The following is a 22,378-nucleotide window of genomic DNA, read 5'->3' as shown; positions in this document are numbered from 1 at the left end:
CGTTAATTTTTAATCTTTATGCATATGTTTATATAAAAAATTGAACTAAAAACAAAGCTTTTTTATCATTTTTAATACTTAATTTTTTCCTCAAATATTAAATTTTGCTTAAATCCTCCGTTTTTTAATTGAGCTCATCCTGACATATTATTTGTTTTATGCTGGGTGATATTTTAAAAATAATCGCAGAATTCTAAGCTATAATTGTTTCATTACTTACCTTAATCTGAATCCTCAGATTTTAAAGCTCAATATGTCAAAAAATCTCGCAACCCTGATTGGTTTAAGTGCCATTTTACAATGGTCTTCCATTGTCGGCTTATTGAAAAAAATTAGTTTTAGTTTGGGTGCTGAGTTGGCTGTGCTGCTGATGTATACACTGAGCACGTGTATTTTATTAATATTTTTTAAAATCCCAAATTTAAAATTAATTTCAAAAAAATATCTGATTTTTTCTACCTTATTGTTTGTTATTTATGAATTATGTTTTTCTTATGCGATTGCACTGGCACAAACCGCCCAACAAGCCATAGAAGTCAGTCTGGTCAATTACCTCTGGCCGGGCTTAACTGTTGCGATGCTGATCCTCTTTAAAGAAATTAAATTTAATGTCTTTGTTATTGTCGGTTTAGCCATCAGCTTAAGTGGGATTATTTTGATTCAAACTGGGCAAGGTGCTTTAACTTGGTCTAATATTTTATCCAATATTCTCGAAAATCCAATCAGTTATATTTTGGCATTTGTTGGGGCAACGCTGTGGTCCTTATATTGTGTCATTACCAAAAAATATAGTGATGGGCATAATCCAATTTCATTTTTCTTTGTGGCGATCAGTATAGTGCTGTGGAGTAAATACCTGTGGTCAAATGGATTGAGTCTAAATGCAATTCCAGAAGTTGAACTTACAACAATAGGATTATTAGGCATTGTTTCAGTGGTGATGGCTTTGGGTTATGCCGCTTGGAATATTGGCATTATCAAAGGCAATATTACGATTTTGGTGACTTTATCTTATTTTAGTCCAGTCATCTCTACTTTGATTTCAATGTTTATCTTACAAACCAATCTACCAACAGAGTTTTGGTATGGCGTGATCTTGGTGACTTCAGGCTCTTTGGTGTGTTGGATTTCGACAAATTGGCAACAATTAAAAGATAAACTATTCAGTGTGTTAAATTAAATGCTTGCCGATCAGCAAGCATTTTAAATAAATACCATCCAAGCAATCATTCAACAGCTTAAGCTGCATTTAATCCATATTGAAGGATCAACTCAGTAAATGGCCCCGCTACTTTTGATTCAGTTAAGGGGCCATAAATTACTTAATTTGTTTACTTAGATTTATCTGTAAGTTTAACCAGACAAATAACCTTCACGTTTAAGATCCGCCGTGGTACTCAGAATCGCTTTACGTAATGTTGTCACGATAAAGTCTACATGTTGTTTATTTAAAATTAAGGGTGGCGACATGATATTCATATGGCCAACTGGACGAATGATTAACCCATCTTTCTGGCAATAATCTGCAATTCGAGAACCTACATTGACTGAACTTGGGAAAAGTTCCTTGGTTTTCTTATTGGCTAAGTTTTCAATACACATCATAAATTTCTTACCACGAACCTCCCCGACAATGTCTAAGTCAACCAATGTGTGTAATTGATCTTCAAAATATTGACCTACATCATTGACATGTTGCAGTAAATTTTCACGCTCGATAATTTCAATATTTTTTAGTGCCGCTGCACAAGAAACAGGATGACCTGAATAGGTAAATCCATGGGTAAATAACGCACCATCCGCCTGAGGCTTACCAATCACTTTTGCGATATCATCAGATATAATCGTTGCACCTAAGGGTAAGTAACCTGAAGATAAGCCTTTGGCACAAGTAATAATATCTGGAACGATATCAAACTCTGATTCTGAAGCAAAAAAGTGCCCTAAGCGCCCAAACGCAGTCACAACTTCATCGGACACATATAAAACCCCATATTTATGACATACTTCAAGGACTTTTTTATGATATCCCGGTGGAGGTACGATAACACCACCAGCACCCATGATCGGTTCTGCAAAAAATGCAGCGACATTTTCTGGGCCCAGTTCCAAAATTTTATTTTCTAACTCTTGTACCTTTTCATTGCAGAACGCTTCTAAGCTTTGACCTTCCGCTCTACGATATGGATTTGGACATGAAATCTGGTGGACCAATTCGCGATCAATATCAAAACCGATATGGTCAAACTCAACACCAGTTAATGACATACTGATATAGGTACTGCCATGATAACCATCTTTGCGCGAGATTAATTTTTTCTTGCTTGGTTGACCAAGTTGATTGAAATAAAAGTGAATGAGTCGTACCGCAGTATCATTGGCAACTGAACCTCCGCAACCAAACAGTACATGATTCAAATTTCCAGGCGCTAATTCAGCCAGTTTTGCAGATAATTTTGCAGCGGGGATCGAAGTATGGTGACCAAATGCAGAATAATAAGGAATTTGCATAATTTGTTCTGAAATAGCATCAGCAATTTCTTGCCGCCCATAACCGACATTGACGCACCATAAACCACCAATACCATCCAAATATTTATTACCTTCAGCATCAAAAACATAACACCCTTCACCGTGTGCAAGAATCATGGCGCCTTCATCTTTAAAGGTTGCAAAGTCAGTCCATGGATGAATATGGTGATCTTTATCTTTTTTCCAAACTTCTGTAATTTCTGTTGTTGATAACTGCTTCATAAGATAACTCCTTGTTAAAATTCTGCTTTTATTTGGTCAAACTTTCGATGGATTCTGGTTGAAAGAGTTGTCTTTTCATCACCAATTTGATCCAAAGAATACTGATGATTGTGGTAAAACCAATCACGATTCCGACCCAGGTAAATATTTTGACTCTCAAATCTGGGGTAGGTACAGCATAGAAAATCGTAAGTACCATCCCGATAATGCCAATGATTTGCAGGAATGGATAAAATGGTGCTTTATAAGGTCTTGCCATCTGTGGGTAGCGTTTACGCAATACAATCACATTGATATGTGCAATCACATAAGCGATCAACCAAGAGATACATGCTGCTGTTAACAGAACTTTAATCACATCGGTTTCACTCTGTGAAAACAACATCGGTATCATGATGATGACAGCAACAAATACAACGCCCACCCAAGGCACATTATTTTTCTGATTGACTCGGGCAAAAATTGATAACACTTGTTTATTGCTCGCCATGCCCTGTAACATACGTGGTAAGGCAGCTAAAGTCGCATTTAAGGTACTTAAGGTGGCAAATAAAGCGCCAATCGCAATAAACAGTAAGCCAGTCGGGCCAAATACCGCCGTTGCATATTCAATATGTGGGGTCAAAGAATTAACCAAGTGCTCTTGGGGTAAGAAATACAGTGCACCAACGCCATATAAAGAAATGGTGATAAAAATCGTAGTTAAACCGATATACATCGATCTTGGGATATTTTTACTGGGATTTTTGGATTCTTCGATCATCGGAACAACAAACTCGACGCCAACAAATCCCCAAAAAGCCAACGCAACCAGTGCCACGGTATTTGTATCAAAAGTAATTGTATAATCAACCACTTGTGTATGTGGGTAAACCCAACCGCTGATTGCAAATATACCGAGCAAAAGCAATAAAACCACCATGACAAAAGCCACGGTATTTTGAACTTTGGAGAAGATATCAATTTTCAGCAGATTTAAACCGACTGAAATAAATAAAATCAGAAAACCTATACCAAAATAGGGAACATCCAGCTTAAATATTTTTTTGATCACATCATCGATTAAAATCAGTTCTGCTGAAACAGCAAACATTGCCACCAAAATATAACCACAAAATACCGAAAGCATCGCGGGTAAATGCCCTGTTGCGACTAGACTATAATCACTGATACTGCCACTTTTAGGGATTAATAATGCCAACTCTGCAAAAGAGGTCGCATAGCTCAGTGCTAAAAAGAATCCGATAATCAGCGGAATAAAAAAACTTATTCCGCTTAAGCCAAATCCTTGCAAAATAATCACCATCACACCTTGTGATAGCACTAAACCTACTGCAATGGCGATCAAGTTAAACAAAGTTAACTTTTTTGCATTCACCTGTTTTGCCTGATCGATTAAACGACTTCCTTGCTTATTGTTTTTTCCTGTCATGTGCTCCTCCCTCCTAGAGTGGGCATTAAACCTTGAAATTTAAAACTTATTTCATGCAGTTTTTTCTTCTTTATTGATTAAATTTCTTTGAGTTTTATCTTGATACTTTAAATACTGACGTTGAATATCAATGTGGCCTGCCACGCGTTTTGCATCATGCCAAACGCCCCAAATAAAGCTTGAACCACGCCCAGATAAATAAGGTAGACCAATAAAATAAATACCGGGTTCTGTTGAGACACCAAGCTTATGGTTGGGCCGCCCATTTGCATCAAAAGCATTGACTTCTAACCAACTATGATCAAAACCAAAGCCAGAGGCCCAAATAATTGAAGTGATCCCTGCTTGGGCTAAATTAAGCTCTAAAATAGGCTGTTGAATGCATTCAGCATCATCTAAAATAATCCGAGCTTCTGGCTCCTCAGGTAAATCTATACCGGTACGCTGAACATAGGCATCCGCAGCATCTAAAAACTCAAAATATGCTTTATCACCGTCGGCTAATGACTGTTGCAAATCATTTTGAAAACGAACCCGCTCAGCTTCAAATTGCATCGTCATGCCCAGTAAAGTGATGCCTTGTTGTGCGAGACGTCTAAAATCAATGGAATGCCCACCATGTGCACCGCTCACAGCCAAACCTTTCAACGGTCCTGTATCGGTTTTAACACTATCCCATCCACCCAACACCCCGAGCCACCAAACATTATCGCGTTGACGATAAACACGTGGTGGACGTTCATGCGCTCCCACAGACAAATAGACTTTTTTACCAGCACGATTTAACTCATCTGCGATTTGAATTCCAGAAGAACCAGCACCCACTACTAAAACAGCACCCTCAGGGATTTGTTGTGGATTTTTATATTGGTCTGAATGGATTTGGTATAAACCCGTTTGCTGAGGCGCAATCGAAGGAATAATGGCTTTTTGAAAAGGCCCTGTTGCTACAACGACACGTTGTGCTATTAAAGTGCCTTTAGAGGTTTCAACAACAAAACCCGCAGCTTGCGCATTTGCTTGGACCTTTTTAACTTCAACATTGCTATAAATCGGTGCATTAAAGCGCTTGGCATATTTTTCAAAGTATTCAGCAACTTGGTCATGATGTACAAAACTATCTGGATCAAGATCAAATTCCATATTGGGAAAGCGATCGTGCCAACAAGGTCCATTCGCTACCAAAGAATCCCAACGGCGTGTACGCCAAGCTTCTGCAATACGGTTTTTTTCTAGTACTACATGTGGAATTTTAAGCTCTGTCAGGTGCTCACTCATCGCGACTCCAGCTTGACCAGCACCAACCACAACGGTATCTATTTCTAATTTATCTAAACTCATCTTTTTTCCCTTGTCAGATCGAGGAACGTCCTTGCAACAACAACTCTTTTGCTGAATAGACATTTACCAACTACAGCCAATCACATGTGTTTGCTGCAGATTTCTTGTTCAAAAAATGAAATATCAAAGCTGCACAAAACATGATTTAAGAAAAATATAGGGAGCCCAGCAGCAAAGCGAAAATAGAATATCCAAAACAAGTGCATCAAAAAATCTGAAGCTATACACTAAGCACATGAAATAAATAAAAAATATATGCCACGCTATCATTCTTTTTTAAGTTTTTTTATTACTACGGAAAAAGTAAATTACTAGAAAGGAAAACACAAATTGTGAGCGCCCACGAAGTAAGCATACTAGAGGAACATCATAATTAACTGAGGATTGAGCTGTGAAACATACCCGCATTCGAACATTTAATACCAAGAAAACTTATCCAGAGCAGAATTTAGACAATGATCTATGCCAAGCTGTGGTTGCACGTGGGCGAACCGTTTTTCTTCGTGGTCAAATTGGACAAAATCTGGATACATCGCAAAGTGTTGCGATAGGTGATGTCAAGGGTCAGACCGAACAGGCGATGTATAACATTGACATGCTACTCAAAGAAGCTGGGGGAGAATTGGCAGATATATGTAAAATTACCATATATATCGTTGATCCACGCTTCCGTGAAGATGTCTATGGTGTTGTCGGTAAATGGCTCAAAGGGGTTTACCCTGTCTCAACGGGTATCGTTGTCTCCGCTTTGGCACGTCCAGAATGGCTTGTCGAAGTTGATGCAATTGCCGTTATTCCAGACTAAAAACCATCAAGATGTGAGGGAAATATGACATTTTCAATTATTGCGAGATGCAGTGAAACAGGACAATTCGGTGCAGCGATTAGTTCATCCTCTCCAGCCGTTGCATCAAGATGTATACGTGCCAAAGCTGGGATTGGTGTTGCAGCAAGCCAGAATATAACCGATCCTCAATTGGCCAGCATTTTACTTGAAATGACCAAATATAATATATCGCCTAAAAATGCGATTACAGAATTAACTAAAAATACCGATTTTATTGAATACCGCCAATTAACTTTACTTGACGCGGTGAATGAGCCTTTTGCCTTTAGTGGAGAAAATAGCTTAGGAATTTATACACAACATATAGGGAAACATGTCGTTTGTGCAGGTAATTTACTTGCAAATGAGAATGTTACTCATGTTATGCTCAAACACTTCGAACAAAGTAAAGGCACGTTAGCTGAGCGTTTACTTTATGCATTAGACGCAGGAAAACAGGCTGGTGGAGAAGCAGGAGCAGTACATTCTGCTGGTCTTTTGGTTGTTGACAAATTGGAATGGCCAATTGTTGACTTACGCGTGGACTGGTCAGATCAACCCATTTCCGACCTTATCGCACTATGGCAGATATATGAACCGCAAATTGATGATTATGTTTTAAGAGCTTTAAACCCGATCAATGCTCGCAGCTATGGTGTTCCAGGAAATGAATAAATTTTTCGAGGGTATACAATGGAGGTGTATCCAAAGTGTTAAATCGAATTTCTTTAAGACAAATGGAATACTTTGTTGCAACAGCTGAATGTGGCAGCATCATTATTGCTTCGGAGAAGATACATGTATCCTCTCCGTCTATTTCTGCCGCAATCGCACATATTGAATCAGAATTACAAACCCAATTATTTATTCGCCAACATGCCAAAGGCTTAATCCTCAACACTGTTGGTAAAAGTGTGATGTTGGAATGTAAGAAGATCTTAAACCAAGCTTCAAGTTTATATTCCCTTGCGGCAGAATTTTCTGGTTCCATACGTGGGCCGTTAAAAGTAGGCTGCTTCCCTGCTTTTACCCCGATGATCTATGCCGATATCATCAATGGATTTTCCAACTTATATAAGCAAGTTTCTTTAGACCTTTACGAAGATGATCAACAAGCACTTCTAAATGCGCTTATACGTAATGATATTGATCTAGCTTTAACTTACGATCTCAATATTGATGAAAATATTATTCATTTTGAAGCTTTAACGAAATTGCCACCTCATGTATTGGTCAGTGAGGAGCACCCTTTAGCAATATTGCCTGTTGTAAGCTTAGAAGAACTTTCACAGTACCCGATGATTCTTTTAGACATGCCCTTTAGCAATGAATATTTCTTATCATTATTTAGAGCTCAAAATCTTACGCCCAATGTTGTGCGTTCTTCAAAAAATATCGATGTCGTTCGTTCAATGGTTGCCAATAATATTGGCTACACGATTTTGAATGTTCGCCCGAAAAACACCTATAGCCTTGATGGTAAACGTCTGGTCCGTATTCGTATTGCGCATGAACATCGCCCGATGTATATCGGCATTGCGACACCGAAAAATGTACCCAAAAATATTGTTGTAGAAGCGTTCATTAGTCGTTGTAAAAGCTTTATCTCCGATCATTTTATTTCGGGTATGAGTTCGCCGCATTTCTACGATCCCTATATAAAAGCCCAAACACAAAAGGATTCCTCAGATGTCTAATCTGTCGAGTATTCAACTACTTAAAAAACTTGTTGCATTTGATACGACGTCCTACAAAAGTAATCTAGAACTAATCATGTTCATCAAAAACTTACTTGAACCTGCGGGAATCAGTATCACTTTAAATTTTAATCCAGAGCAGACTAAATCCAACTTATTGGCAAGTATTGGTCCTAAAGACCAAGCTGGTATACTGCTCTCTGGACATACCGATGTGGTTCCAGTTGAAGGACAAGCGTGGAGTAGCGAACCTTTCCAAGCCCTAATCAAAGACGATAAAATTTTTGGTCGTGGTACTGCTGATATGAAAGGTTTTATCGCCTGCGCGATACATGCCATGCTAAAAGCAGCACAAATGCCAGAATTGGCTAAACCACTGCACCTTTGCCTTTCCTATGATGAGGAAATTGGCTGTATTGGTGTACGCGGAATTCTTGGCCTACTCTCTGAATTAATTATTCAACCAGAGCTTTGTGTGATTGGTGAACCTACCAGTATGAATATTGCCACAGGCCATAAAGGCAAAGCAGTATTTAAAGCAATTTGTCGTGGACGAGAGGGTCACTCTGCTTTAGCCCCGTTATATGTCAATGCGATTTATTGTGCTCAAAATGTTGTTGAGGCCATTACCACGACACAAAAACAGATTGCGGAAGGTCCGATTGTCGATATGGGCTACGATGTGCCTTATACCACTGTACATGTCGGGAAAATACAGGGTGGTAAAGCTTTAAATATCGTTCCCAATGAATGTGTTCTAGATTATGAGATTCGTAATGTTTCAGAACAGAATACGGAGTCAGTTCAAGCGAAAATTTTTGAATATATCGAGCAAAGCCCTTATGCAAAATTTGTCAGTTTTCAAGAAATCAACCAATACCCTGGACTGAATACTTCAACCACTATTCAAGCAGTCAAATTTTTACAAAACCTCCTTGATCCAGCAACCGAACTACAGAAGATTTCATTTGGTACAGAAGGAGGATTATTTCATCAACAATTAAATTCTGCGGTATTGGTTTGTGGTCCTGGTTCTATTCAAGTTGCGCACAAACCTGATGAATATATTGAAATCTCGCAGATGCAACAATGTGATGCATTTTTTGAACGTTTGCTCAATCATATTAAGCGTTAAGACGTGACTGTGGATTTAAAAAGTTAGTTAAAAAAATAAGCAACGCTTTTAATTTGTTTTTTCTAAACCCAAGGCTTGTATAAAACAAATTCACAAAATTGGCGAAAAATAATACGGTTAAACCTACTCTATCGCTAAAATTTTAAGGAAGATGAATGAAACTAAAACAGGATTGGCTAGAACAACGCGCGCAGATAACAATGCCAAGTTGTGCCTTTATCGCCGGACAATTTATAAATACCACGCAGACCTATAAAGTATCAAATCCAGCCACCGCTGAGTTTTTAGTCGATATGTCAGCATGTGATGCCAATGACGTTGATCAAGCTGTTCAACATGCGAGAAGGACCTTTAACAATGGTGTCTGGTCTCGGTTAGCACCGCGTGAACGTAAGCAAATACTCAAAAAACTTGCTGAACTTATTCGTGAAAATGCTGAAGAGCTTGCCTTACTCGAAACCCTCAATGTAGGTAAACCGATTCAGGATTCACTGCATGTTGATATTCCTGGTGCAGCATCTTGTTTTGAATGGTATGCAGAAAGTATTGATAAAATTTATGATGAAATTTCCCCCACAAGTGTAGATCAACTGGCCTTAGTCAGTCGTGAACCTGTAGGTGTTGTCGCAGCTGTGGTCCCGTGGAACTTTCCGCTTGATTTGGCAAGTTGGAAACTTGCACCTGCCTTAGCAACTGGAAATTGTGTTGTATTAAAACCTGCAGAGCAATCGCCCTTTACTGCATTAAAACTTGCTGAACTCGCAAAACAAGCTGGTATTCCAGATGGTGTATTGCAAGTGGTTACTGGCTTAGGACATATCACAGGTCAAGCACTTGGACGCCATCCAGATGTCGATTGTTTAGTCTTTACTGGATCGACCGAAACTGCAAAAAAGTTTTTGGCTTATTCTGCTGAATCAAATATGAAACCTGTTTGGCCAGAAACAGGTGGGAAAAGTGCCAATATAATTTTTGCTGATGCTGATTTAGATAAAGCGGTCGATAAAGCGATTTTTGGTGCTTTTTATAATCAAGGTGAAGTGTGTTCGGCAAATTCACGGATTTTATTAGAAAAAAGCATTTCACAACAATTTATAGATAAATTTATAGCCAAAGCCAAAACACTTAAGATTGGAGATCCTCTAGATCCCAATACCACGATGGGCTGTTTAATTGATCATCAACATGCGGATAATGTCAGAGCTGCTATTGATCAAGCTAAGGCGCAAGGTGCGCAATCTCATATTATTCCGATAAATTTAGATGCTGCTTTAGATCCAGCAACCTATGTAGCACCAACCATTCTAATCGGTGTCAATCCTGATTTTAAAATCTTCCATGACGAAGTTTTTGGTCCTGTAGTTTCAATCACAACTTTTGAAACCCAAGATGAAGCGATTGAACTTGCTAATGACTCAATTTATGGATTAGCTGCCTCAATTTGGACCCAAGATATTCAGAAAGCAATTCTTCTGTCTAAACAGCTTTTAGTCGGCACAGTCTCTATTAATACAGTAGATGCTTTAGATGTGAGTACTCCATTTGGAGGATATAAACAGTCTGGTTATGGGCGTGATTTATCTTTACATGCAATTGATAAATTTACACAGTTAAAAACCACATGGATTCAACTGTAATTGTACAAAATGGTTTAGATTGGCTGAGTTAAAATTGTAAACCCGAAAGAGCACTCAATCAGTCAAAAAGAAAGATTGAAAGTGCTCCTGATGATATAAGGAAAATTTACACAATATAGCGTTTGCTTAACCCCCATTCTGCCAATATTCGACGGTAAGTTGTAGATGAACGATCTGCTTCAAAATGTGCTTCCATTGTAATATCTAATGGAAGCTCTTCTGGTTTTTGACTCTCTACCATGTCCTGATCCTCTGCAAAAATTTGTGCATTAAAATCGTAAACTGCCTGCAAATCGCCTGTGGTATCAAAATTACGGGTGAGTGGTACAAATAATCGAGTTTTGTTATGTGATACAGGACAACAGGCATTTAAAATTTTCAATATACCCTCGCGTGGAAATTCAACCTTTAACACCGCTGAAAATGGTGGGTAAACATCAAAAATTCGTTTCCATAAAAAACCCTCTGGTGCCAGATGCTGTAAGCCATGCGGGTAGTTGCTCACATTACTGACATATTCAGTATGTAAACCATAGTCTGTACGCTCGGTGGTGTATTTGGGTACGACAGGATTTTCAGCATCAGCAAAAGACTGCTGATGTACCCAAGCAAAATGTGCGACATCAATAAAGCCTTCCAATTGCCGCCCGCTTGAACCCGCAATGTCAACAAATGGTGGCAGTATGGGCTGATGCTCAGGATCATCCCAAGTGTCCAATATTGGAAAGTTTGCATGGCTTGCATCACGACTAAATAAACTTGTCCAAACCAAACCATATTTTAAAACTACAGGAAATTTGGTGAGACTAAAGCGCTCTGAGATATTTGTCAGGTCTGGCTGCGCTGGAATTTTTGTACATTGACCTGCTGTGTTGTAATGCAATCCATGGTAGGGACAAACAATCTCTTCACCTTGCACCCAACCTTTGCTGAGTGGTACACCACGGTGCGGGCAAATATCACGCACCAACTGAATCGCACCACTTGCCGTTTGATAAAGCGCCATTTTCACATCGAGGAGTTGTACTTGTTGTGGGTCTGTTGTGACATCTTGCACACGTGCGACAGGATACCAATGCTGAGCAAGTATTTCCCAGTCTTTAGGTTCAAAACCACTACATTGTGGCTGACTAAACAAGTTCAGAACTGGAATTGCATTCATACAAAACTCACAGAATATATATTTAATGTCATGATCTTATGCTGTGATTTCAGCATAACGGTCAGCTAAAATCATGGCTGAGTTTTACATTACGAATTTTGTCTAATTCTGTCTATTAGAATGTTTTACTTATCTCATTCTAAAAAATAGAACACCTATCTGAAAATTATTTTTAGAAAAAACTCATCATTGGCATAAAAATCGCTTAGTGATCTGTGATTTTAGCGAGTTTCAAATTTCCTTGATTTTCATTGCTTAGGAATAAGTCCGTGAAATATAAATAATGGACAGCCCATATGCCTGTGAATACAACATTTTCACGATTTTCTGATTATTTTATTGCGGTTGCCAAGACAGGCAGCTTAAGAAAAGCAGCAGATCAACTTTATATTTCAGTATCAGCGGTACATCGTCAAATCGCACTTGCTGAGGAAGAGTTTGGCATTGATCTGTTTGAACGTTTACCCAGTGGTTTAAAACTGACACTTGCTGGAGAGTTACTCTATGCGGATTTGATTAAGTGGCAAAAAGAATTTCAATTAACCCGTAATCGGTTTGATGAAATCCAAGGGCTTTCTCGGGGAACAATTGACTGCGGATTGATTTCCGCACTTAGTGATGGCTTTGTTTTAGATTCAATTCAATATATGTATGACAACTACCCTTGGATTAATTTTAATTTTCATATCCAAGATAGTGAAACTGTGTCAAATATGATTATGGACGCTGAAATTGACTTTGGAATTTTATTAAACCCGAAAGGCCATCATCAATTAGAGGTTTTATCTTTTGTCGAAATCCCAATCGGTTTTGTTTTACCTAAAGATCATCCTTTAACAAAAAATGAGAAAGTTTATTTGTCAGATAGTGTCAACGATAAACACTTAATTCCTGGTGCACCGTTAATTATTCATGATTATGTGCAGACCTTGTATAAGCACCATAAATTTAGCCCACAGCAGCACTTAGATTGTAATGACATTCGAATGATTATGTCATTAATTCAAAAGAATTTAGGCATTGGTTTATTGTCATTTATTGATGCATATCCATATTTAGAACGTGACGAACTTGTTTTTAAGCCGATTCGAGAAAAGGGTTTATATCCATTAACACTGGCTTTATGTGTTGCGCCAAAACGACAACTTTCACGTGTATCGCAAATTATGATTAAGCATCTTATTGAACAAATCGAAGCATTTAAGCTCAAGCTGATCCCTTATCAATAATCAGCTTTAGCTATGTTGTAATACATGAACAATAACCCTTAAGCAACAAAGCAATCACGTGTGGCTGAGTGATGACTAGCAATAACTCCCTAAACATATATATGAATCAAAAACGTTAGATTTCCAATGCTGAATTTAGATTCAGTAATTTAAATTCAGCATCGACCTACCAACATTTAATCTAAAGGATTACCAATAATATTACTGATAATGCCACGCATAATATGTGGGCCTTGTTCTTGACGTAAGTCTTGATACCACGCTTCGGTCACAGCTTCATCTTTCATATGGGTCACATCACAGCGCTTACGTGCACGTAATACCAGCTCATTGGCACGCTCATTACGTTTATTTTGATAACGTTTTAACGCATCCTCTAAGCCTAATGTATTGATTTGCAAAGCGCGTGCTAAGTAAATTGCATCTTCCATGGCTTGGCAACCGCCCTGACCAATATCAGGTGTGGTACTGTGAGCCGCATCCCCCATAATCACCACTCGCCCTTTATAAAACTGGGTAAAAGGTTCAATATCATGAATTTCTACTCGATTGGTTTTTTGCTCATCAATCGCTTCAATTAAGTTTTGAACGGGCTGGCACCAGTTCTTAAAATATTGTTTAAAGAGTGTTTTATATTGGGCCTTACTGTTTTCTAAACCTACAGGTAATGGCACATCAAAGAAGAAGTAAAAACGTTGGTCTGCCACTGGCATAAGCGAAACACGTTTTCCCTCTCCAACAAAGGTTGTCCATTGATCGGCTTGGGCAAACTTATCTGAAATTTCGACTAAGCCATTCCAATTGACATAACCTGCATAACGACGTTCAACCTGTTCACCCAGTACATATTGGCGGGTCAGTGAATGTGTTCCATCAGCACCAATTAACAATGCTGTGGTGACTTCACTGCCATCTGCAAACTGAACTTTTATGTGTTGATCTACTTGTTCTAGTGCAACCATTTTTTTCCCAAGATGAATATCGTCACGGCCAAATTCATCCATCAACATGTTTTGTAAATCTGCGCGGGAAACTGGATAAGGCCGTTGCCCGACCTCTTCAATCAAAGGCATTAAACTAAACTGGGTCATGTGCTCACCAGTTAGGCCATCGATATAGGCTAAATGATCCATTTGACCACCAAGTTTGGAAACTTGATCCGTTAAGCCTAAATAATTTAAACACTTAACACCATTTGACCATAAAGAAATAGCAGCACCTACAGCTAGAATTTGTTCAGTTTGTTCATAGATGGTGACCGAATGTCCGAATTTTTTTAGTGCAATACCTGCGGTTAATCCCCCCATACCTGCACCGATAATAGTAATCTCCATCTATTTCTCCTCTGTCTGTTTCTTTAACACTTATGACTAAAATGCTAAAAACGTGCCATTTATTTAAAAATCACAACATTCCTTAAGCAAAGTTGGCATAGGCTATGCATGATGAGGACGGTAAGATATTGTTTTTATGAGTGCTTATTGAACTTTAAACACTGATATCAATCAATAAAATGATATAAATCGTAATATGAATGGTAAATAAATATGGCAACTTTACTTGCACCAAGTTTTGAGCTTCCTGCACATTTGCAACAATACAGCAATTTGGCAGATCCCCGAATTGGTACAAAAGTACTTGAATGTTCAGATGATTTTTTTGCAGAAGCACAACGAATGTTGCAATTTAATCCACCCATTTTTGTAGAAGATAAATTTGATGATCACGGCAAATGGATGGATGGATGGGAAACCCGCCGTAAACGCCATGCAGGCTATGACTGGGCAATTATTAAATTAGGTGTTGCTGGAAAAATTACTGCATTTGATATTGATACCACTTTTTTTACTGGGAATTATCCTGCTTCCGCTTCAATTGAAGCCTGTTATGCACCAAATGGGGACTTAAGCAATGCACTATGGCAGCCCATTCTAGATAATTCCGTTCTTGGCCCCAGCCAACATCATATTTTTGACATTAAAAACTCAGCAGTCTTTACCCATGTACGCTTAAATATTTTTCCTGATGGTGGTATTGCACGTTTTCGCGTTTATGGTGAAGTGCAAATACAGATCCAAGATCGCCAACGTACATTAGATTTACTGGCACTAGAAAATGGTGGACGTGTGATTGCCTATAGTGATGCACACTTTGGTCATCCTCGTAATTTGATCAATCCGAATCGTGGGATCAATATGGGTGATGGTTGGGAAACCAAACGCCGCCGTGCACCTGGATTTGACTGGTGTATTTTGGCCCTAGGTCAAAGTGGTGTAATTGAAAAAATTGAAATTGATACCGCACATTTCAAAGGCAATTTCCCCGCTCAAGTATCGATTCAGGCGATATATATTGAAAATGCGACTGATCCACAATTGATTCCGCAAAGTATGTTTTGGCCATTTCTACTCAATGCTCAGGATATGCAAATGGATCATATTCATGATTATGTAGCAGACATTTTAAACCATGAAAAAATTTCACATATTCGGGTCAATATGATTCCAGACGGTGGCATTAGCCGTATCCGATTATGGGGTAAAATTGCAGAGTGATTTTATGAAATATATCCAAATTCAGCCATTAACTGCTGAAGCTTTTGCAGCATTTGGTGAGGTCATTGCCTGTGCTGGCAATGACTTTTTCCATATCAATGGCGCGCATACGGAACGCTATCATGCTTTATCCTTGGCTCAAGCGGCTAATGCTGAAGTCGGATTAAGTATTTTCCGAAATATTCAAAAAACCCAAGTGCCTTGCGAAATTCAAATGCTTGAACGCCATCCAATCGGTTCACAGGCATTTATCCCGATGCAAGGTCAATCCTTCTTGGTTGTTGTTGCAGCGGCTTTAGATCAGGATCAACCTGATCTTGATCATATTTATGCCTTTATAAGCAATGGCCAACAGGCTGTAAACTATCGTGCAGGCACTTGGCATCATCCGTTATTAACGCTTGAAGCACCCAGCGACTTTGCTGTAATCGATCGGATTGGTGAGGGTCACAATTGTGATGTTTTTCAATTTAATGAAAATATTGTCCTGACCTTATAATCACCATTTCATAACAGCAAATAAAAAATGCATGGATCAAAACATTCACACTAAAAGTGCTGAGAAGTACTGAGATAAGATTTTACCCTATGTTGTTAAAAAACCAGTGCAGCATTATTCAGTGTTGCGCTGGTTTGGAAAAATGATCTTAAGCTTATCTCAATCCTATTCATGCATTTAAAAACATGATCAGATAAAGATCATTTAAAAATGATATTTAATTAAGGCACTGACATTATTTTCATCTTTACCAGAAATTCCATATTTATTATTCCAAACGGAATATTCAACACCTAAATACAATTTCGTATCTGGTGAAATATGTTTACCCGCATTCCATTTCCATTGGGTGGTCCAGTTTAACTCACTGGCATGATCATCTTCAGCGGTTGACCAATCCAGAAAACCATCAACAAGAAAATCTTCTGATGCAATTTTAAAAGGCACACCAAAAACAAAAGTCAGCTGATAATCATCATTTGTGTTCTTGTAATTGTCTGCTTTATAAAAGTTTAATTGTGCATATTGGAAATATGGAATCGCCAAATCTACCCCGATCCCATACAGATAATTGTTAAACCCTTCACCGCCTTCCCATGTTGTGGCAATGAGAACGTCTTTGATTGGCCCTGCTTCCAACTTATGCCCTGAAATCGCGCCTAAGCTCAATCGTGGTGAAACTTCAAAATAGGTCTCATTGCCTGAAACATCATTATTGGTACGATCCGCAAATGCAAAGAAGTCCCCATATTTTAATTTGGCTGCATATTCAAAAGTAATGGTCGATTGATCATCTTCCCGAGCAATTAATTCATAATTTTTTCCATATAATCCAGTAATGCTAAAGTCTTGCCAAATAGGCGCAGCATGGGTGCTAAAAGCGGTGCAAACGAAAGTTGAAAGCGCAGCAAATTGTGTTAATTTCATTGTATAAATTCCCCATCAGAAATAGCGGTAAACACCTGCGTGAATAAGCAAAAACAAAGCCAATTTTTTACACTTGGTCAAAATTTCATAAAAAAAGCCCAAATCAATGGGCTTTAAAATCATGATGATAAAATCTATTTCTATAAAAGCTAGCTTCCACGATATGTGGAATAAGCAAAAGGGCTGATTAATAAAGGAATATGATAATGTTGTGCCAAATCAAGGACTGAAAAATGAATCACAACTTTTGGGAAAAACGTTGCTAAGGCTAAACGGTCAAAATATTCAGCAGTATAAAAAACCAAACTATAATCTCCTGTTTTAATTCCACTTAAATTAAAATCTGCAACCCGTCCATCTTCATTGGTCCTTGATTCTGCAACAATATTGTCTTGGCTATCCAATAATTTTATCAGAACATTTACGGCAGGCTTGCCAAGATGCGTGTCTAAGATATGGGTACTGATCATGTTATTTCCTTTCTAAACATTATTTTAATGCAATCAATCATTTAAGCTTTCATTTTCACTCAGTTCTTGATTGAGTCTTAACATTGCAATTTCACCAAGTTGTTGTTTAACAATACGCTGTTCTGTTTCAGGATCATTTAATAAACGATATTTCAGCGCTTGTAGAATTTCAGTCTGATCTAAGCCCATAGCACGAATTAAAAAAATATGACCAAATTTCTTTTCATAAGCAATATTGCCTTGCAATAAAGCATGTTGTGTTTCAGTGCTCTGTTTTATTGCTGATTGCTCTTGATGAGAAAATGCTTGCTCTTTTTCACTCAGCACTGCCTGAGCCTTTTTTTCACCGATCCGTGGGTGTGTCGCTAATGCATTTGCAATTTCTAACCATGTCCAAGTTGAGGCTTGTGCTTTTGCAAAATCCATTAACGCTTGAGTGCTGACAAATGGACGTTGTGACAAAATTTCATCTGACCAACGTTGAATGTGCACACAATGCTTGAGCAAGGTTGTAAGCTCTTCTGATGATGCTTGATTAAATTCTTCTATTTTCACGAATAATACCTATGCTTGAGTTCGCTAAAATTTTCAAACACTTTTATATAAACTTTGCTGCGCGCTTTACTGCATTCAATTAAAAATAAAGTGCTTACCTTAAAAGCCACATCCTCATAGCGACAATTATGCGGCTGGATGGTGTTTAAACCAATGTTCAGCGATATCACCGCGACGACAGATCCAGACTTTTTCATGTGCCTGTATATAGTCTAAAAAACGCTGTAATGCTTTAAAACGACCGGGACGTCCCAGAATACGACAATGCATTCCAATCGATAGCATTTTCGGCTCAGTTTCACCTTCTGCATAAAGCACATCAAAGGCATCTTTTAAATATTGGTAAAATTGCTCGCCACTATTAAAACCAGCAGGCGCACAGAATTTCATATCATTACTTTCTAATGTATATGGAATGATCAGGTGCGGGCGACTTTGGCCTTGTAAATTGGTTAAGCTTGTCCAAAATGGCAAATCATCACCATAGTAATCGCAGTCATATTTGATCTGTGGAAATTCAGCCAATAATTTACGCGTATTTGGGCTATCTCGCCCTGTATACCAACCCATTGGTGTAGTGCCAAATAAGGTTTCTAGAATGCTGATCGCTTGATCAATATGCTGACGTTCCGTTTCAATATCTATATTTTGGTAATTTAACCAACGCTGTCCATGTGAAACCACATCGTAATGGGCTTGTTGAATGGCTTCGACAATATATGGATTACGTGCCAGCGCCATGCCCACTCCAAATATGGTCATGGGTAAGTTACGCTTTTTAAACTCTTGATGAATACGCCAGAATCCTGCACGAGCACCATATTCATACATCGAATCCATCGACATGTGTTTGTCGGGAAAACTTGCTGCTCCCACAATATCAGATAAAAACTGTTCAGAACCGGCATCACCATGTTCGATATGGTTTTCAGCACCTTCTTCATAGTTAAGGACAAACTGTACTGCTATTTGGGCTTGATTAGGCCATGCTACTTTAGGTACTTGACCGTGATAGCCAATGAGATCTCGTGAATAGGGAGTATTTTGGATTTGGTCTATTAAGTCTTGCCCACGTAAATAAGTTTTACTCACTCAAACCGCCTTTAAACTTTTCAATCACCATTTTTTAGTGTGAATGATCAAGCAGTTTTTGTGCCAACATGAAACAAACTGGTTGAAGCTCTTTATCAAACGTGATATTAAATTCAAATATTTTAAATAGATTTATGTTTTAACTAAAATAAGGTTTTCATCCATATGTCATATTATTTATTAGGTTTCATTTTTTTAGCATTATTTACACTATCTTTTTGGGGATTATATACTTTTCTAAAAAAAATATCCTAATATCGATTTATCAAACACAATTAACTTAGGGATGTTCTTATTAGCTTTTTTAACTGTCATTGCAACTTTTATCTCTTTTGGAAATTGGAAGGATCAACATTATCTTAATAATAAGGAAAAAATAATAGAACAAGTTATTGACCAACTTAAGGAATCTGATACAAAAATTAAAACCTATCAAAGGTTAGGCAACCATATAGTTAATGAAGCTTCACTACCATTACGTAAAGATGTTTTTAATGCTTACGACCAAGCTAATTTTGAATTAAAAAAACTTGAATTATTATTATTAAAAGCATCTGAAACAATTCAATCCAGTTGTACTAAGAAACAATTATCAGCATTAAAAATATTTGAAAATGATCTTTTATTACAAATTGCATCGTATAGTAAAATTGATAGCTCTAGAAAAAATGACCCAAATTCATACAATATTTTAAACAAAAATGAACTAAAAAAAGAAGAAGCTTTATATTCAGTTATGCAAAGTGATTTACGCTCTGACTGGAATATCTTATCTTTAAATATATTAGCTACATTTATAAAATGGAGTGGTAGTCCTATTTTAGAACATCCGATTAATACAACAGAAGAATCTTGCTCTATTAACATAAATTCCATAAAAAATAATTATTAAAATCCATTAATTATTAAACCCTTTACTTAATAAAGATCTTTCATAAATCAAAAAATGATCATATAGAGTGAATCATATTGGTATAGAAAGTTCCTTCTCCCGCTGGGAGAAGGTTAGGATGAGGGCGCTTTTATGTTGATTTATGGTTTTAAAAAGGACTTATGAAAGAAGTCTAATATAGAAGGGTTTTAATTTTATATTTGATTTATTGTATACAAATTAAATAAGAAAATTGCAACACAAGTAAAAATGTCAATAGAGCAATTTTTCTTATTATAAAATTCATGCTGTTAATCTCATTTTATTTAAAAATAAAAAACTCTGTATTGTCTAATTGATGATTTAACAATGCATAACGAAAATCACGCATTAATTGTGATGATAATTCTCGCTTTTGCTCTACCAGCATTTTCAATAACTGTAAAAACTGACCATGACTAAATACCAGTAAATGATCATGTTGATAATGTGCTTTTAATGAATCCAAGTGCGAAATAAAGTCCGTAACGCGTTGATAAAAATTGGCAAAAGATTCAGCGCCTTCACTTGTCACTAGGTTCACATCTGCTTGATTCCAATAATCATCTACCCAAGGTTTTCGTTCCTCTAAAGTGGTATTTTTACATCGCGTATCGGATAAGTAAGAAAACTCCTGAATATCCAAAACTTGAGGTGTAATCTGATCTCGTAATAAAATTGGTTCAGCTGTTAGACGTGTACGGAGGAATGGAGAGATAAAAATCTGCTTTGCTGGTGGTAGAACATCAACAAGTTTTTGCGCCTGTTTATGTCCATATTCGGTTAAGGGAATACTTGCATGTGACTCAGTTTTACCGTTTACATTACCTAAACTTTGCGCATGACGAATTAAATAAATACTCATAAAATTCTCTTACCTCACCTTTATTTTGAAAATAATCAATAATTTTTAGTCAATCAATTTACAACTCATATTTCAATCATCATTTTTGAAGATTAATCATCCAGAATTTTGGTTAGAAAAATTTATCGGCTCCATAATTAGTTTTAACTTATTGTCTGAAACTATAAAACTATAAATGTGCTGACCTAATTGATAACTCGTTACACTTTTGCTTTTAGTCTCATGTGTACCTAGATATTCAACCTTTGTGTACAAGTATCTGCTTTCTTTGCTTAAAATCTCATATATATTTTCTATCATGCGATCATCAAGAAGATTGTTTTCAATACGATATTTTATATAAGCATCTAGTTTTGCATAGAAAATATTTTTAATGTTTCGGTCATCAATTTTAAAAATGAATTTAAAGTTTTCAATTGATGCAACTTCGAAGGGGAAAGAATTTAAACCTGTTTTTTTTATATATTTGATTTCAAAATCATTAGTTAAATCAAATATTTCTTGAAGTTGTGTGATCTGCTGCTCTGTTTTTTTAAAATTTTTATAATGATGTTGAAATAGATCATGATATGCCATTAAAATACCCACATAATGAAGAGGAAGATAAAATCCATGATCTTCTTTTAGATATACATAATCTTTACATAACTCTCCACATCGGCTTTTCTCATTTTTTGAAATAATATTTCTATTTAAATAAATATTAAAATTTTCTTGAGCTTGTTGTAATTTTTGGTTATCCATCGTCCAAGAATACTCAATTAAATTAGCATAACCTGCTTGCCTATAAACTTCATTATCCAACATTCTCTCTATATCATATTTATCTTTAAAATATTTTTCTTTAATTGAAATACCATTAGCTGAAAATTTACTTGCTGCCAAAGCACAATTTTTATCTTTTATAAAAAGTAAAAAATCTGAATTAAATATAAACATAAGATCATATACATGAATATCACTTCCTTTTGAGTCATTTAAGAAGTTATTCAAATTTTTTATTGGTCTATAATCATCTTCATTTTTACATGCTATTAATAAATCTTGGCTTATTAAATTTAATTCAGACCGTACATCCGCATACGCAAATTTATTCATTCCTATAAAAGCAATAAAAATTGCTATTTTTAATACTCTAATCATCAAATTGGCCCTTATTTTTTCTCTTTTTTGATATTTTAAAATCATCTTTATTTTCAAAAGGCTTCTTTCATCAGCTCTTTTTTAAATCATAAATCAACATAAAAACCCCCTCATCCTAGCCTTCTCCCCCAAGGGAGAAAGAACCTTCT

21 protein-coding genes are annotated in these 22,378 nt (G+C 36.9%); 10 read left to right on the top strand and 11 right to left on the bottom strand.

All coding sequences use genetic code 11. The annotated features are described in order from the left end of the window. Positions 1-253 precede the first annotated feature (253 nt). Positions 254-1,180, top strand: a complete 927-nt coding sequence (yddG, locus tag CQZ96_RS02540) for an aromatic amino acid DMT transporter YddG (protein WP_105712595.1) — start codon at positions 254-256, stop codon at positions 1,178-1,180. Between the two features lie 173 nt (positions 1,181-1,353). Here the strand turns inward: yddG and CQZ96_RS02535 are convergent, their stop codons facing one another. Genes CQZ96_RS02535 through CQZ96_RS02525 form a run of 3 tightly spaced genes read right to left on the bottom strand, consistent with a single transcriptional unit; the run spans position 1,354 to position 5,527 of the window. Continuing rightward, positions 1,354-2,754, bottom strand: coding sequence for an aminotransferase (locus tag CQZ96_RS02535; protein ID WP_105712594.1), 1,401 nt, complete (start codon positions 2,752-2,754; stop codon positions 1,354-1,356). Positions 2,755-2,782: 28 nt separating this feature from the next. Then, positions 2,783-4,186: an APC family permease gene (locus tag CQZ96_RS02530; protein ID WP_105712593.1), complete on the bottom strand. Its 1,404-nt coding sequence runs from the start codon at positions 4,184-4,186 to the stop codon at positions 2,783-2,785. 51 nt (positions 4,187-4,237) lie between these two features. Continuing rightward, positions 4,238-5,527 (bottom strand): flavin-containing monooxygenase, encoded by a 1,290-nt coding sequence (locus CQZ96_RS02525; RefSeq protein ID WP_004720341.1) that lies wholly within the window; start codon positions 5,525-5,527, stop codon positions 4,238-4,240. Between the two features lie 391 nt (positions 5,528-5,918). Between CQZ96_RS02525 and CQZ96_RS02520 the strand changes: the two genes are divergently transcribed. The 5 genes from CQZ96_RS02520 (at position 5,919) to CQZ96_RS02500 (ending at position 10,822) form a co-directional block, all read left to right on the top strand. Next, positions 5,919-6,332 carry a RidA family protein gene (locus CQZ96_RS02520; RefSeq protein WP_004720340.1) on the top strand — a complete coding sequence of 138 codons (414 nt, stop codon included), beginning with the start codon at positions 5,919-5,921 and terminating at the stop codon, positions 6,330-6,332. Positions 6,333-6,356: 24 nt separating this feature from the next. Further along, positions 6,357-7,028, top strand: coding sequence for a DUF1028 domain-containing protein (locus CQZ96_RS02515; protein ID WP_105712592.1), 672 nt, complete (start codon positions 6,357-6,359; stop codon positions 7,026-7,028). Positions 7,029-7,063: 35 nt separating this feature from the next. After that, positions 7,064-8,050, top strand: a complete 987-nt coding sequence (locus tag CQZ96_RS02510) for a LysR family transcriptional regulator (RefSeq protein ID WP_004821644.1) — start codon at positions 7,064-7,066, stop codon at positions 8,048-8,050. Continuing rightward, positions 8,043-9,185: an acetylornithine deacetylase gene (gene argE / locus CQZ96_RS02505; protein WP_105712591.1), complete on the top strand. Its 1,143-nt coding sequence runs from the start codon at positions 8,043-8,045 to the stop codon at positions 9,183-9,185. Before CQZ96_RS02510 ends, argE begins: the two co-directional genes overlap by 8 nt. Before the next feature lie 155 nt (positions 9,186-9,340). Beyond that, on the top strand, positions 9,341-10,822 hold the full coding sequence (locus tag CQZ96_RS02500; RefSeq protein WP_105712590.1) for an aldehyde dehydrogenase: 1,482 nt from the start codon (positions 9,341-9,343) through the stop codon (positions 10,820-10,822). A gap of 106 nt (positions 10,823-10,928) precedes the next feature. Here the strand turns inward: CQZ96_RS02500 and CQZ96_RS02495 are convergent, their stop codons facing one another. Beyond that, a complete protein-coding gene (locus CQZ96_RS02495) occupies positions 10,929-11,984 on the bottom strand; it encodes an aromatic ring-hydroxylating oxygenase subunit alpha (protein ID WP_105712589.1) in 1,056 nt (351 codons plus the stop codon). Between the two features lie 296 nt (positions 11,985-12,280). On the opposite strand from CQZ96_RS02495, the gene CQZ96_RS02490 reads away from it, so the two are divergent. Next, complete coding sequence (locus CQZ96_RS02490; protein WP_004720328.1) at positions 12,281-13,213, top strand: LysR family transcriptional regulator; 933 nt, start codon at positions 12,281-12,283, stop codon at positions 13,211-13,213. Positions 13,214-13,389: 176 nt separating this feature from the next. Here CQZ96_RS02490 and hpxO read toward each other — a convergent pair whose 3' ends face one another. Then, positions 13,390-14,547, bottom strand: a complete 1,158-nt coding sequence (gene hpxO, locus CQZ96_RS02485) for an FAD-dependent urate hydroxylase HpxO (RefSeq protein WP_105712588.1) — start codon at positions 14,545-14,547, stop codon at positions 13,390-13,392. A gap of 213 nt (positions 14,548-14,760) precedes the next feature. Here hpxO and alc point away from each other — a divergent pair, with 213 nt between their 5' ends. Together alc and CQZ96_RS02475 are read left to right on the top strand one after the other, a co-directional pair. Then, a complete protein-coding gene (alc, locus tag CQZ96_RS02480; protein WP_105712587.1) occupies positions 14,761-15,768 on the top strand; it encodes an allantoicase in 1,008 nt (335 codons plus the stop codon). A gap of 4 nt (positions 15,769-15,772) precedes the next feature. Next, positions 15,773-16,267, top strand: a complete 495-nt coding sequence (locus CQZ96_RS02475; protein WP_105712586.1) for an ureidoglycolate lyase — start codon at positions 15,773-15,775, stop codon at positions 16,265-16,267. A gap of 204 nt (positions 16,268-16,471) precedes the next feature. On the opposite strand, the gene CQZ96_RS02470 is transcribed toward CQZ96_RS02475, so the two are convergent. The 4 genes from CQZ96_RS02470 to puuE all read right to left on the bottom strand — a co-directional run bounded on the left by CQZ96_RS02470 (position 16,472) and on the right by puuE (position 19,311). Continuing rightward, positions 16,472-17,194, bottom strand: coding sequence for an outer membrane protein OmpK (locus tag CQZ96_RS02470; protein WP_105712585.1), 723 nt, complete (start codon positions 17,192-17,194; stop codon positions 16,472-16,474). A 149-nt stretch (positions 17,195-17,343) separates the two neighbouring features. Continuing rightward, the gene (uraH, locus tag CQZ96_RS02465) at positions 17,344-17,664 is read right to left on the bottom strand and encodes a hydroxyisourate hydrolase (protein WP_105712584.1); all 321 of its coding nucleotides are present in this window, start codon (positions 17,662-17,664) and stop codon (positions 17,344-17,346) included. 33 nt (positions 17,665-17,697) lie between these two features. Beyond that, positions 17,698-18,219: a 2-oxo-4-hydroxy-4-carboxy-5-ureidoimidazoline decarboxylase gene (gene uraD, locus CQZ96_RS02460; RefSeq protein ID WP_105712583.1), complete on the bottom strand. Its 522-nt coding sequence runs from the start codon at positions 18,217-18,219 to the stop codon at positions 17,698-17,700. Positions 18,220-18,345: 126 nt separating this feature from the next. Continuing rightward, positions 18,346-19,311 carry an allantoinase PuuE gene (puuE, locus tag CQZ96_RS02455; protein ID WP_105712582.1) on the bottom strand — a complete coding sequence of 322 codons (966 nt, stop codon included), beginning with the start codon at positions 19,309-19,311 and terminating at the stop codon, positions 18,346-18,348. A gap of 286 nt (positions 19,312-19,597) precedes the next feature. On the opposite strand from puuE, the gene CQZ96_RS02450 reads away from it, so the two are divergent. After that, positions 19,598-20,203: a hypothetical protein gene (locus CQZ96_RS02450; protein WP_004720311.1), complete on the top strand. Its 606-nt coding sequence runs from the start codon at positions 19,598-19,600 to the stop codon at positions 20,201-20,203. 301 nt (positions 20,204-20,504) lie between these two features. Here the strand turns inward: CQZ96_RS02450 and CQZ96_RS02445 are convergent, their stop codons facing one another. After that, positions 20,505-21,086 carry a histidine phosphatase family protein gene (locus tag CQZ96_RS02445; protein WP_004720306.1) on the bottom strand — a complete coding sequence of 194 codons (582 nt, stop codon included), beginning with the start codon at positions 21,084-21,086 and terminating at the stop codon, positions 20,505-20,507. Positions 21,087-21,182: 96 nt separating this feature from the next. Further along, positions 21,183-22,274 carry a hypothetical protein gene (locus CQZ96_RS02440; RefSeq protein WP_105712581.1) on the bottom strand — a complete coding sequence of 364 codons (1,092 nt, stop codon included), beginning with the start codon at positions 22,272-22,274 and terminating at the stop codon, positions 21,183-21,185. Positions 22,275-22,378 lie beyond the last annotated feature (104 nt).

The organism is Acinetobacter sp. MYb10 (genome assembly GCF_002980175.2).
Classification (GTDB): Bacteria; Pseudomonadota; Gammaproteobacteria; order Pseudomonadales; family Moraxellaceae; genus Acinetobacter; species Acinetobacter guillouiae.
Note: the sequence above shows the minus strand (reverse complement) of the source record. Positions and strands in the feature narration are given on the sequence as shown.

Coding starts and splice junctions, on each gene's coding strand:
- yddG (WP_105712595.1), top strand. CDS start 254: ATGTCAAAAAATCTCGCAACCCTGATTGGTTTAAGTGCCATTTTACAA.
- CQZ96_RS02535 (WP_105712594.1), bottom strand. CDS start 2,754: ATGAAGCAGTTATCAACAACAGAAATTACAGAAGTTTGGAAAAAAGAT.
- CQZ96_RS02530 (WP_105712593.1), bottom strand. CDS start 4,186: ATGACAGGAAAAAACAATAAGCAAGGAAGTCGTTTAATCGATCAGGCA.
- CQZ96_RS02525 (WP_004720341.1), bottom strand. CDS start 5,527: ATGAGTTTAGATAAATTAGAAATAGATACCGTTGTGGTTGGTGCTGGT.
- CQZ96_RS02515 (WP_105712592.1), top strand. CDS start 6,357: ATGACATTTTCAATTATTGCGAGATGCAGTGAAACAGGACAATTCGGT.
- argE (WP_105712591.1), top strand. CDS start 8,043: ATGTCTAATCTGTCGAGTATTCAACTACTTAAAAAACTTGTTGCATTT.
- CQZ96_RS02500 (WP_105712590.1), top strand. CDS start 9,341: ATGAAACTAAAACAGGATTGGCTAGAACAACGCGCGCAGATAACAATG.
- CQZ96_RS02495 (WP_105712589.1), bottom strand. CDS start 11,984: ATGAATGCAATTCCAGTTCTGAACTTGTTTAGTCAGCCACAATGTAGT.
- CQZ96_RS02490 (WP_004720328.1), top strand. CDS start 12,281: ATGCCTGTGAATACAACATTTTCACGATTTTCTGATTATTTTATTGCG.
- hpxO (WP_105712588.1), bottom strand. CDS start 14,547: ATGGAGATTACTATTATCGGTGCAGGTATGGGGGGATTAACCGCAGGT.
- alc (WP_105712587.1), top strand. CDS start 14,761: ATGGCAACTTTACTTGCACCAAGTTTTGAGCTTCCTGCACATTTGCAA.
- CQZ96_RS02475 (WP_105712586.1), top strand. CDS start 15,773: ATGAAATATATCCAAATTCAGCCATTAACTGCTGAAGCTTTTGCAGCA.
- CQZ96_RS02470 (WP_105712585.1), bottom strand. CDS start 17,194: ATGAAATTAACACAATTTGCTGCGCTTTCAACTTTCGTTTGCACCGCT.
- uraH (WP_105712584.1), bottom strand. CDS start 17,664: ATGATCAGTACCCATATCTTAGACACGCATCTTGGCAAGCCTGCCGTA.
- CQZ96_RS02450 (WP_004720311.1), top strand. CDS start 19,598: ATGTTCTTATTAGCTTTTTTAACTGTCATTGCAACTTTTATCTCTTTT.
- CQZ96_RS02445 (WP_004720306.1), bottom strand. CDS start 21,086: ATGAGTATTTATTTAATTCGTCATGCGCAAAGTTTAGGTAATGTAAAC.
- CQZ96_RS02440 (WP_105712581.1), bottom strand. CDS start 22,274: ATGATTTTAAAATATCAAAAAAGAGAAAAAATAAGGGCCAATTTGATG.